This is a genomic window from Pseudomonas sp. MWU13-3659, assembly GCF_023757525.1.
Taxonomy (GTDB): Bacteria; Pseudomonadota; Gammaproteobacteria; order Pseudomonadales; family Pseudomonadaceae; genus Aquipseudomonas; species Aquipseudomonas entomophila_E.
Genome location: NZ_JAMSHW010000001.1, coordinates 378,460 through 390,692 on the forward strand (window position 1 = coordinate 378,460; position 12,233 = coordinate 390,692).

At 64.0% G+C, this 12,233-nt stretch carries 9 protein-coding genes; 1 reads left to right on the forward strand and 8 read right to left on the reverse strand.

Features of this window, described 5'->3' with window-relative positions; genetic code table 11:
• Positions 1-166 precede the first annotated feature (166 nt).
• Complete coding sequence (locus NGM28_RS01700; RefSeq protein WP_252088485.1) at positions 167-2,110, forward strand: methyl-accepting chemotaxis protein; 1,944 nt, start codon at positions 167-169, stop codon at positions 2,108-2,110.
• Positions 2,111-2,176: 66 nt separating this feature from the next.
• Here NGM28_RS01700 and NGM28_RS01705 read toward each other — a convergent pair whose 3' ends face one another.
• The 8 genes from NGM28_RS01705 to hutG all read right to left on the reverse strand — a co-directional run bounded on the left by NGM28_RS01705 (position 2,177) and on the right by hutG (position 12,228).
• Positions 2,177-2,911 (reverse strand): amino acid ABC transporter ATP-binding protein, encoded by a 735-nt coding sequence (locus tag NGM28_RS01705; protein WP_240066936.1) that lies wholly within the window; start codon positions 2,909-2,911, stop codon positions 2,177-2,179.
• Positions 2,904-3,866 carry an amino acid ABC transporter permease gene (locus NGM28_RS01710; protein ID WP_213658642.1) on the reverse strand — a complete coding sequence of 321 codons (963 nt, stop codon included), beginning with the start codon at positions 3,864-3,866 and terminating at the stop codon, positions 2,904-2,906. The genes NGM28_RS01705 and NGM28_RS01710 overlap by 8 nt, the downstream gene beginning before the upstream one ends.
• Positions 3,867-3,976: 110 nt before the next feature.
• Positions 3,977-4,774, reverse strand: a complete 798-nt coding sequence (locus tag NGM28_RS01715) for a transporter substrate-binding domain-containing protein (protein WP_044488904.1) — start codon at positions 4,772-4,774, stop codon at positions 3,977-3,979.
• Positions 4,775-5,022: 248 nt separating this feature from the next.
• The gene (gene mdoH, locus NGM28_RS01720; protein ID WP_240066922.1) at positions 5,023-7,590 is read right to left on the reverse strand and encodes a glucans biosynthesis glucosyltransferase MdoH; all 2,568 of its coding nucleotides are present in this window, start codon (positions 7,588-7,590) and stop codon (positions 5,023-5,025) included.
• Entirely contained in the window at positions 7,583-9,319 is a 1,737-nt protein-coding gene (locus NGM28_RS01725; RefSeq protein ID WP_345791132.1) for a glucan biosynthesis protein G, read from the reverse strand. The genes mdoH and NGM28_RS01725 overlap by 8 nt, the downstream gene beginning before the upstream one ends.
• Positions 9,320-9,582: 263 nt before the next feature.
• On the reverse strand, positions 9,583-10,020 hold the full coding sequence (dtd, locus tag NGM28_RS01730) for a D-aminoacyl-tRNA deacylase (RefSeq protein WP_011536082.1): 438 nt from the start codon (positions 10,018-10,020) through the stop codon (positions 9,583-9,585).
• Positions 10,017-10,988, reverse strand: a complete 972-nt coding sequence (pip, locus tag NGM28_RS01735) for a prolyl aminopeptidase (protein ID WP_240066924.1) — start codon at positions 10,986-10,988, stop codon at positions 10,017-10,019. Before pip ends, dtd begins: the two co-directional genes overlap by 4 nt.
• A gap of 424 nt (positions 10,989-11,412) precedes the next feature.
• A complete protein-coding gene (hutG, locus tag NGM28_RS01740) occupies positions 11,413-12,228 on the reverse strand; it encodes an N-formylglutamate deformylase (protein ID WP_240066925.1) in 816 nt (271 codons plus the stop codon).
• Between the last annotated feature and the right edge of the window lie 5 nt (positions 12,229-12,233).

Below are 12,233 nucleotides of genomic sequence, written 5' to 3' on the forward strand. Positions count from 1 at the left end.
CACACCGCGGTGCCTGCATCGCGGCTGAAGCCGCTCCTACAGAGCCCAGCGCGCTCTTCACGAATTTTCTTATTTATCGCTAGGAATTTTCCTACCCAAATCTCAGGTCCAGTCCCACGCAGTCCCGGCCGATGAGTCCCCTGAACCCATTCGCCGGAGACTCACCATGCTCGGACCTTTCAACCGCCTGCTTGGCCACCTCAGCGTGCGCCTCAAGCTGACCATGGGCTTTGCCGTGGTCCTGCTGCTCACCTCATTGACCACCCTGACCGGCTGGCTCGCCCTCGACGATGCCATCGACCGCTCGGAAAAGCTCACCCAGATCGCCCAGCTCAACGACTACAGCAAGGACCTGCGCGCCGAGCGCATCACCTTCCGGGTGCTTGGCGACGACGAGAGCCGTGCCCAGCTCGCCCAGACACTCGGCCAGGTCGAAAGCCTGCTGGCCACCATGCGACCGCGCTACAGTGCCCCGGAAGATGTGCGCCTGCTGACGGACAAGGGCGAAATCGTCGGCCGCTACCGGACCGACTTCGACAAGCTCCAGCACGCCGCGCAAGCTCGACAACAGCGGCACGACGCGCTGCAGAGCCAAACCAGTGAACTGGAACACGCTATCAGTGAGCTGCAAGGCCAGCTCGTGAAGCGCCTCAACCAGACCAGCGCCCAAGGGGAAGCCCTCAACTTCATCGAAACCCTTGAACGGCAGGTGGAGATCGCCAGCCAGCAAGCCTCTGTTCCGGCCTATTACAGCGAGCCGCTGCAAGCCTTCGAGCAGGTCGGCCAGAACGCCGCAATTAGAGCCGAGACCACCCTCGAGCAACTGCGCCAGTGGTTGCCGCGCGTCAATCTCGACAGCGCCCTGCCCGCTCCTGTAACCAGCAACCTGGCCCGCTTTCGCGAACAGCTCAGCCAGTATGCCCAGGCAGCGATCAGCGTCGAACAGCTGCAGAACGACATGGAGCAGCTGGGCAACCAGATCACGGCCAGCAGCCAGGCCCTGAGCAATCACCAGGTCGAACAGCGTGACGAGCAGGCCCTGGCCGCCCGCAGCTTGATGACCAGCGTCGCCCTGCTGGCCCTGCTGATCGGTGCCCTGGCCGCCTGGTTGATCAGCCAGCAGATCACCGTGCCGCTGAAACAGGCCCTGCGCCAGGCCGAACGTATCGCCCAAGGCAATCTGAGCCAGGTCGACGAGGTACAACGTCGTGACGAACTGGGGCAGTTGCAAGGCAGCATGCGCGCGATGACCTTGAGCCTGCGCGACCTGCTGGGGGGTATTGACCACGGTGTGGCCCAGCTATCCCAGGCAGTCGACGATCTGGCGACGGTCAGCGAGCAGACTCAGCTCAGGGTCGGTCAGCAGAAAGAGGAAACCGACCAAGTGGCCACGGCGATGAACCAGATGAGTGCCACGGTCCAGGAAGTGGCGCAGAACGCCGAGCAGGCCTCACGGGCGGCGACTGCGGCCGATGCGCAGGCGCAACGCGGCGACCAGGTGGTGGCCCAGGCGGTCGGGCGTATCGAGCAACTGGCCGGGCAAATGGAACACTGCCAGGCCGCCATGGGCCACCTGGCCGGGGAAAGCCAACGTATCGGTTCAATCCTCGATGTGATCAAGTCGGTGTCCGCGCAGACCAACCTGCTGGCGCTCAATGCCGCCATCGAGGCGGCACGGGCTGGCGAGGCCGGACGCGGCTTCGCCGTGGTCGCCGATGAAGTGCGTGGCCTGGCCCAGCGCACCCAGCAGTCCACCGAGGAGATCGAGCAATTGATCGACAACCTGCACAGCGGTACCGACCAGGTGATGGGCCTACTGGACGACAGCAGGCAGCTCACCGAGCAGAGCGTCGAACTCAGCCGCCAGGCGGGCGATGCACTGGGGCAGATCACCGAAACCGTGTCGACCATCCAGGGCATGAACCAGCAGATTGCCACCGCCAGCGAACAGCAGAGCGTGGTTGCCGAGCAGATCAATCGCAGCGTGATGAATGTGCGGGACGTTTCCGATCAGACCCGTGAGGCCAGTGAGCAGACGGCGGCTTCAAGTGGGGAGTTGGAACAGCTGGGGCGGGCGTTACGGGGGATGGTGGGGCGGTTCAGCCTTTGAGGCCGGTTCGCCGGCAAGCCGGCTCCTACAAATGCCTGTAGGAGCCGGCTTGCCGGCGAACAGGTACTACAGGACCTGGCGCAGGAACGCCTGCGCGCGCGGATCCTTCGGCGCGGCAAAGAACTCCCGCGGCGCCGAGTCTTCCAGCAGCTTGCCATGGTCGAAGAACAGCACGCGGTCAGCCACTTCCCGGGCAAAGCCCATTTCGTGGGTGACGCAGACCATGGTCATGCCTTCCTGGGCCAGGGTCTTCATCACGTCCAGCACCTCGCCGACCATTTCCGGGTCGAGCGCCGAAGTCGGCTCGTCGAACAGCATCACCTTCGGGTCCATCGCCAGGGCCCGGGCAATGGCCACCCGCTGTTGCTGGCCGCCCGAGAGCCGCGACGGGTACTCGTTGGCCTTCTGGGCAATGCCGACCTTCTCCAGCAACGCACGGGCCTTGGCCTCGCGCTCGGCCTTGCCGCGCTTGCGCACCACTTTCTGCGCCAGGCACAGGTTCTCCAGCACGGTCATGTGCGGGAACAGGTTGAAGTGCTGGAACACCATGCCGACTTCGCGTCGATAAGCATTGATATCGGTCTTCGGGTCGTCCAGTTGCAGGCCATTGATGGACACATGCCCATCGTCGAAGTGCTCCAGGCCGTTCAGGCAGCGCAGGAAGGTCGACTTGCCCGAGCCCGACGGCCCGAGCACCACCACCACCTCGCCCTTGGCGACACCGGTGGTGACGTTGTCCACCGCGCGCACCACCTGGCCGCGGGTGTCGAAGACTTTCAGCAGATCACGGACTTCAATCACTTTGCGCAAGCCTCCGCTCGAGCCGGCTGGCGATATGCGACAGCGGCAGGTTGATCAGCAGGTACAGGCCTGCCACGCAGAACCAGATCTCGAAGGTCGAGAACGACGTGGTGATGGCCTCGCGGCCGCTCTTGGTCAGCTCGGTGATGGCGATCACCGACACCAGCGAAGTATCCTTCACCAAGCTGATGAACTGTCCGGCCAGCGGTGGCAGCACGCGCTTGAAGGCCTGGGGCAGGATCACGTGGCGCATCGACTGGCTGCCGTTCAGGCCCAGCGAGCGCGCCGCTTCGTTCTGGCCCTTGGCGATCGACTGCACGCCGGCACGGACGATCTCGGCCACGTAGGCGCCAGTGAACAGCGCCAAGGCCGCGACCCCGGCGAACTCGCGGGACAGGTTGAGCACGGTACCGATGAAGAAGTAGAAGATGAAGATCTGCACCAGCAGCGGCGTGCCGCGTACCAGTTCGACGTAGACCGTGGACAAGTCGCGCAGGGTCGGGTTGTTCGACAGCCGGCACAGGCCGGCGAACAAGCCGATCACCAGGCCCAGGGCGCCGGAGATCACCGAAATCCACAGCGTGGTCCACAGGCCCCAGGCCAAGGGGCCGGCAGCCCAATGACGAGTCACGCCGATGGCGTCGCCTTCGGCGACATCATCGCCACGGGCCAGCAGCAGACTGTCCTTGGCAACGTCGATGACCTGGGTGTCACCGCCTTCATCTTTCAGGGTGACCCGGGCATTGTCGCCGGACACCACGATTTCCTCGATCGTGCCTGGGTTGGCGGCACGCTGGGTTTCCTCGGCCTTGTAGGCAAAGTATTGCGGAACGCGGTTCCAGCGCCACTCGTAGGAAATCATCGAGGTGGCCAGGTACAGGCTGAACGCCAGGCCCACCAGGACCAGCGCGGTCAACCCATGCCAGGGCCACTGGGCTTTCTTATGTTTGATCACTTGCTCGCTCCAGAAAGCGACAAGCCGCAAGCCACAAGCTGCAAGAAAAATGGGCCTTACTCCGCCCCGCCTCTTCTTGCAACTTGCAGCTTGCGGCTTGAAGCTGCCTCTTATTCCATTTCCTTCAGCCAGTCCTTGTTCTTGAACCACTTGTCGTGGATACGATCGTAGGTCCCGTCATGCTTGATCTGGTGCAGGAAGTTGTTGATGAAGTTGATGCTGTCGTAGTCGCCTTTCTTCAGGCCGAAGGCCAGCGGCTCGTAGGTGAAGGGTTCTTCCAGGAACGCCAGCTTGCCGGCACCGGCCTTCTCCACCGCCACCACGTTGTACGGCGCGTCATAGACGAAGGCGTCGGCCTTGCCGTTGACCACGTCCATCACCGCTTCCTGCTCGTTGTCGTAGCCGTGGTACTTGGCCTTGCCGATCAGCTTCTTGGAGACCATCTCGCCGGTGGTGCCCAGCTTGGAGGTGATGCGGTACTTCTCGTTGTTCAGGTCCTTGTACGACTTGATCTCGCCCACCAGCTCCTTGCGGATCAGCAGGGTCTGGCCAACGACGATGAAGGGTTCGCTGAAGTTCAGGCGCAGGTTGCGCTCTTGGGTGAGGGTCATGCCGCTGCCGATGAAGTCGAACTTGTCGGTCAGCAGGGCTGGGATGATGCCGTCATAGGCGGTGGAGACGGTCTCCAGCTTGACGCCCATGGACTTGGCCATCGCCTTGAGAATGTCGACTTCGAAGCCGATGATCTCGCCGCGCTTGTTGGTCATCTCGAACGGCATGTAGGTCGGGTCCATGCCCACACGCAGGGTGCCGCGCTTGACCGCGTCGTCGATGGCGCCGGCCTGGGCGGCGGTTACCGCGATGAGGGCGGTCGCACCGACCAGCAGTCGCGACAGGTATTTCTTCATCATCACCAAGTCCCCTAGCAAGAAGTACACGATTTGTTCTTGTAAGCATGGCCTGACAGACCGATGCGCAATGTCGGGTGGGATGCTAACGCATGCGTGGGCTGGGACCTAGAGCCGGGGGGACTTTGTTGGCCAAAAAAACAATAAGAAGGCGGGAGGTGTTGCCCCTGTTCGCCGGCAAGCCGGCTCCTACGAGGTCGGGGGTGAACCTGTAGGAGCCGGCTTGCCGGCGAACGGGTGGATCAGGCTCAAGCCAGGGCTGGCTGAGCCACGCTCTCCGGATGCAGCGGCAGCAGCGGCGAGTGCGGATCGTTGTCGATCGACGCACGCCACACATCGATCCAGGCCGCGTTGTGCTCGGCCCAGACCCGCTCATGCAGGCGCGACAGCGCCACCGGGTCGCTCAGCAGGGCCAGACGGGTGTTGCCGTCCAGGCCTTTCGGGCCGACTTCCAGCGCCTTGGCAACGCGTTCGGCGCGCAGTGCCTCGATCGGTGCCGCCTGGCCGTGACGCGCGGTGGCCATGGCGCAGGCCAGGGCGTTCTGGCGCGGGTCGACCACGGCACGCACGAAACCGTCGTGCAGGGCATGCCAGCGGTTCTCGTGGGTGTACTGGTCGGTGGCCAGCAGCTCGGGCGGGGTGGCGTATTCCTCGGGGATGAGGAACAGCTTCTCGTCCCTGGCCGCCAGGCCCAGGCGCACGCGGCTGGAGATCACCGAAACGGGGATCGACAGCACCAGCGAACCGACAATCGGCGCCAGCCACCACAGGAAACTCGGGTTCAGCCAGGCCACCAGGCTCGCCCAGGCAATGCCCAGCAGAGTCTGCGGACCGTGGCGGCGCACCGCCTCGCTCCACGGGGTGGAGTCGTCGTCACGCTGCGGCGAATTCCAGGTCGCCGCCCAGCCGAGGAACGCGGCCAGCACGAAGCGGGTGTGGAAGATCATCCGCACCGGCGCCAGCAGCATGGAGAACAGCATCTCCAGCAACATCGACAGGGTGACCTTGATGCGTCCGCCAAACTCGGTGGCGCCCTTGGCCCAGATCAGGATGACGCTGAGCAGCTTGGGCAGGAACAGCAGCACGATGGTGGTGGAGAACAGCGCGATGGCCTTCTCCGGGTGCCACTGCGGCCACAGCGGATAGAGCTGGAACGGCTCGATGAAGTATTGCGGTTCCATCAGCGTATTGGTCGCCAGCAGCGCGGTCGACAGCACCAGGAACAGGAACCACAGCGGTGCCGACAGGTACGACATCACCCCGGTGAGGAACACCGCGCGGTGTACCGGGTGCATGCCCTTGACCAGGAACAGGCGGAAGTTCATCAGGTTGCCGTGGCACCAGCGACGGTCACGCTTGAGTTCGTCGAGCAAGTTGGGTGGCAACTCTTCATAGCTGCCCGGCAGGTCGTAGGCGATCCACACGCCCCAGCCGGCACGGCGCATCAGCGCGGCTTCGACGAAGTCGTGGGAGAGAATCGCACCGGCGAAGGCGCCCTTGCCCGGCAACGGCGCCAAGGCGCAGTGCTCGATGAACGGCTTCATGCGGATGATCGCGTTGTGGCCCCAGTAGTGCGACTCGCCCAGTTGCCAGAAGTGCAGGCCGGCGGTGAACAGCGGGCCGTACACGCGGGTGGCGAATTGTTGCAGGCGCGCATACAGGGTGTCCATGCCCGAGGCCTTGGGCCCGGTCTGGATGATACCGGCGTCCGGGTTGGCCTCCATCAGGCGCACCAGGCTGCTCAGGCACTCACCGCTCATGACGCTGTCGGCGTCGAGCACGACCATGTACTTGTACTCGCCACCCCAGCGACGGCAGAAGTCGTCGAGGTTGCCGCTCTTGCGCTTCACGCGGCGGCGACGGCGGCGGTAGAAGATGCGGCCGAAGCCTTTCGCCTCGCGGCACACGTCCAGCCAGGCCTGCTGTTCGGCGACGGCGATGTCGGTGTCGTTGGTGTCGCTGAGCACGAAGAAGTCGAAACGGTCGAGGTTGCCGCTGGCGGCCACCGACTCGAACGTTGCGCGCAGGCCGGCGAACACGCGCGGCACGTCTTCGTTGCAGATCGGCATCACTAGCGCGGTGCGCGCTTCGGGGGCGATCGGCTCATTGCCGGCACTGCTGCCGGAAATCTTGTATTTGTCACGCCCGGTGAGCAGCTCGAGGAAGCCCATCAACGCGGTCCAGAAGCCCGCCGACACCCAGCAGAAGAGAATGCCGAAGAGCACCAGGATGGACGTCTGCAAGGCATAGGGCCAGACCTGGACCACCGTGTCCCAGAGCGGCTGGTGGACGATTTCGTCGAAGTCGACGAACGACCAGCCCTGGTACGGCAGGATGCCCTTCATGTACCAGCCGGCGACGAGGGTCTGGCCGATCATCAGGGTGAGCAGGATGTAGCGGCGGATCGAACCGACCGTGCGCCAGCGCGCCGGCGGCAGCTCGCGCTTGGGCGGCTGCGGGGCGTTGGTACGGCCGGTCATGCGCCGCCACATGCGGATCAGCACATTGGTGCGCCACGGTTCGGGGACGACCTTGGTGCGCTTGATCGGCGGGGCGATCTTCAGGCACAGCCGCCCGCTGGCGTCGACGCCGAGCATCTCGGCCTCCTCCAGTTCGGCGGCGCTGCCGACGGTGAGACGCGGGCCCACCGAGGCCTGGGCGGCCTCGGTGGTGCTGGCGGCCGGTTGGGCCGCCAGGCGTTGGTGCAGCTCGCTGAACGAGGTGCAGCGGGCAAGTTCCGCGCGCTGCTCGTCGCTCAGGGGGAGGTGGGCCAGGTACTCGCTCAGCGATTCCGGCCTTGCGCTTGAGTTACTCATCGGCAGGCAACTGATAGCTCCAGGTCTCGGTCAGCACTTTCTCGGTGGTGGCCGGGGTCCCGTTGGTGGATGCCGCGTCGGCGGCGGGTTGCTCGGCAGGCTGCTCGGCCTTGGCTTTTTCAGCCTTGGCGTGGGCATGCTTGGCCGTGGCCTTGTCCTGCTTGCTGTCCTTGGCGGGTTTCGGCGCCTCGACCGGTACGTCGTGCAGCAGCGCGGCACGCATCTCGGTGGCTTTCTTCGGATCCTGCACCTTCAGGCGCAGGGTCAGGCGCCAGCCCTTGGTCTCAGGGTTGTAGCGCAGGTTGTTCTCAACCACTTCGGCGTTGTCGCCGACGCTGACCTGGCTGCGCACGGCGGTGTCCGCCGGCAGGGTGGCCAGGTTCGGGCCGATGAAGTCGACCAGGAAGGCAACAGTGCCATCGGCCTGACGGATAAGGTTGGACTGCTTGACGTCGCCGGTGGAGCGCAGGGTCTGCTTGACCCAGCCCAGCTCAGGCGAGTGCAGCTGGTCTTCCTTGATGGTCCAGCGCAGGCGGTAGTCGTACTCGAACGGCTTGCCTACTTCCGGCAGCTTTTCCGGGCTCCAGAACGCCACGATATTGTCGTTGGTCTCGTCGGCGGTCGGGATCTCGACCAGATCGACGGTACCCTTGCCCCAGTCGCCTTTCGGCTCGATCCAGGTGCTTGGGCGCTTCTCGTATTCGTCATCGAGGTCTTCGTAGTCGCTGAAGTCGCGCTGACGCTGCAGCAGGCCGAAACCACGCGGGTTCTCGACGCTGAAGTTGCTCACGGCCAGGTGTTTCGGGTTGTTCAGCGGGCGCCACAGCCACTCGCCGTTGCCGGCATGGATCGACAGGCCTTCGGAATCGTGCAGGGCCGGGCGGTAGTTCATGACTTTCGACGGCTGGTTGGGGCCGAACAGGTACATGCTGGTCAGCGGCGCGATACCCAGGCGGCTGACGTTGTCACGCAGGTAGACGCGCGACTTGACGTCGACCAGGGTGTCTTCGCCCGGACGCAGGGTGAGCTTGTAGGCGCCGGTGGAACGCGGCGAATCCAGCAGCGCGTAGATCACCAGGTGCTTGTCTTTCGGCTTGGGCTTCTCGATCCAGAACTCGCGGAAGCGCGGAAACTCCTCGCCGGACGGCAGCGCGGTGTCGATGGCCAGGCCACGGGCCGACAGGCCGTAGCGGTGGCCCTTGCCGACCACGCGGAAGTAGCTGGCGCCAAGCAGGGTCATGATCTCGTCCTGCTTGTCGGCCTTGTTGATCGGGTAGAGCACGCGGAAACCGGCGTAGCCGAGGTTCTTGGTGGCGTCGGCGTCATGCGGCACGTCGCCGAACTCGAAGCGGCTCGGGTCGTACTTGATCTCTTCGACCTTGTTGGCGGTGATCTCGTTGATCGTCACCGGCGTGTCGAAATGCATGCCCTGGTGGTAGAACGAGAGCTTGAACGGCGTCTTGTCCTTGGCCCACTCGGCTTTTTCCTGGAGGAAGCGGATCTTCTGGTAGTCGGCGTACTTCATGTCGCGGAACACCGGAGGCAGGTTGCTCTTCGGTGCCTCGTACTTCTGGCCGGCCAGATCCTTTGCCTTGGCTGCAACATCGTCAAGATTGAATGCCCACAGCTGGCCCGCGCTCAACAGGCCGACCAGCGCCACGCCGGCCAGCATGGCCTTGCGCAGCCGGGTACCGGGGATTCTAGGTGCAATACAGGGGCTTACAATCACGAGCAATCCTCGCCGAAAACAGATCATGAAACCAACGGCCAGCGACCAATGCCGGGTTGGCGAGCACTGTTCGGACCCCGTGAGGGCGTAATGATTCCCCAAACGGATCCTGACAATGCTCGAGTCAAAGTGAAACGAACCTGCGAACGCAGGTTCATGCAGCGCGCGATTATCCAGCAGGATGCGTTACAACGCATCAGGCTGGACAAACTATTTATCGTACAAAACCCCTTGTTTTTCGACAAACAAAGGGTTTTTTGACCTCATATTTGTAACATAAATGTTACCGGGCCATCATTGACCAGATGCACCTGCATGTCTGCACCGAAGCGACCGCTGGCCACATCCGGGTGCTGGCCCTGCGCTCGCTGCAGCAGGTAGTCGAACAGCTCGGCGCCGAGGGCCGGCGGTGCCGCCGTCGAGAAGCTCGGGCGCATGCCGTTGCGGGTGTCGGCGGCCAGGGTGAATTGCGACACCAGCAGCAGGCCACCGCCAATGTCCTTCAGCGAGCGGTTCATCTTGCCCTGCTCGTCGCTGAACACCCGGTAGTTCAGCAGCTTGTGCAACAGTTTGTCGGCATGCTCGGGCGTATCTTCAGGCTCGACCGCCACCAGCGCCAGCAAGCCGTTGTCGATGGCGCCGACGATCTCCCCCGCCACTTCCACCCGCGCGCCGCGTACGCGCTGGATCAACCCCTTCATGCTTCTTCCAGGGGCAGGTCGAGCAGGCGCCGGGCCATCTGGTCGGCAGCGCGCACCAGGGCGTCGGTGATGCCAGGCTCGGAGGCGGCGTGGCCGGCGTCGCGGATGACCTTCAATTCACTGTTCGGCCAGGCCTGATGCAGTTCCCAGGCGTTGTCCAGCGGGCAGATCACATCATAGCGACCGTGCACGATCACCGCCGGCAGGTGGGCGATCTTCGGCATGTCGCGAATCAGCTGGTCCTGCTCGAGGAATGCATTGTTGGTGAAGTAATGGCATTCGATGCGGGCGATCGACAGGGCACGCTGCGGCTCGGAGAAGCGATCGACCACCAGCGGGTTCGGGCGCAGGGTGGCGGTACGGCCCTCCCAGGTGGACCAGGCCTTGGCGGCGTGCATCTGGGCGATCTGGTCGTTACCGATCAGGCGTTTGTGGAAGGCCTTGACCAGGTCGCCGCGTTCCTCCGGCGGGATCGGCGCGATGTAGTCCTGCCAGTAGTCGGGGAACAGGCGGCTGGCGCCCTCCTGGTAGAACCAGCTGATTTCCTGCGGGCGGCACAGGAAGATCCCGCGCAGGATCAGGCCATGCACACGCTCGGGGTGGGTCTGGGCGTAGGCCAGGGCCAGCGTCGAACCCCACGAGCCGCCGAACAGCACCCACTTTTCGATGCCCAGGTGCTCGCGGATACGTTCCAGGTCCTCGACCAGATGCCAGGTGGTGTTGTTCTCCAGGCTGGCGTGGGGCGTGGAGCGGCCACAACCGCGCTGGTCGAAGGTGATGATGCGGTACAGATTGGGGTCGAAGTAGCAACGGCTTTGCGCGTCGCAGCCGGCGCCCGGGCCGCCGTGGATGAACACCACGGGCAGACCTTCCGGTGAGCCGCTTTCATCGACATACAGCACATGCGGCGCTTCCACGGCCAGATCGTGCCGGGCGTAGGGTTTGATCTGCGGGTAGAGGGTCTGCATTGCGCACTCCGTGTGAGGTTTTTATCTGCCGTTGGGCATCATAAACCTGAATTGCGCGAAGAGCATGTGTCCGTGTGAATCGTCGGGTTTTTGGGCTTGCTGGCGATGGGAGGCACGGGCGGAGGGCATGGATTGAGATTGCATCAGGGCTGGCAGGTGTTCAACGAGGGCTCTTCAGCGCCCTCGAGATCAAGCGCCGCCCGCGCGGCGCATCGCGGATGAATCCGCTCCTACATCGATTGCAACGTGCCGCACCTGCGAGGCCATGGTTGCCATCCTTGGCGCCTGGCGACATACCGCGTCGTGCCGAACTGGCCCTGTAGGAGCGGATTCATCCGCGATGCGCCGCGCAGGCGGCGCTCGATCTCACAGGCGCCACAAACCCTGCGGCGAACACCTGTAAGCCCTGACGCGGTCGAATGCCCTACCCTCGCGAACCACCCCGGTACCGCTCCTCACCCCACGCCAGCACAGTCTCCAACAAGCGCTTGAGCACCACCTGCGTCGGCTGTGCCAAATCTTCGCGATAGCCGAACGGCTCCACTTCATTCATATAGGTGCACTGCCCCAGCTCCAGTTGCACCGCATGAATCTGGTTGGCCGGATCACCGTAATGGCGGGTGATATGCCCACCCTTGAAACGCCCGTTGAGCACATGGCTGTAAGCCGGGAACTCGGCGCAAACACCCAGCAGCCGCTCGGCCAATACCGGATCGCAACTGGCACCATTGAAGGTGCCCAGGTTGAAGTCCGGCAGCTTGCCGTCGAACAAGTGCGGGATCAGCGAACGGATCGAGTGGGCATCCCACAACAATGCATAGCCGAACTCGTCGCGCAGGCGGTCCAGTTCACGACGAATCGTCTCGTGGTAGGGCCGCCAGATCCCCTCCAGGTACGTTGCCCGTTCGTCGGCGGTCGGCACCTGGCCATCCTTGAACAACGGCTCGCCGTCAAACAAGGTCGCCGGGTACAAACCGGTGGTGGCGCCGACATAGAGCGGCTTGTCGTCATCCGGCCGGTTGAGATCGATGACGAACCGCGAGTACTCCGCCGCCACCACACTGGCACCCAGTTCACGGGCGAAGTCGTACAGACGAGGGATGTGCCAGTCGGTGTCCGGCAGGCTGCGCGCGGGCTCGACCAGGCCGTCGCGCACCGCGGCGGTCAGGTTCAACCCGGCGTGGGGCATGCTGATCAGCAAGGGCAGGCGGCCCTGGTGGAAACTCAAAACCTTGTCCATGTCGC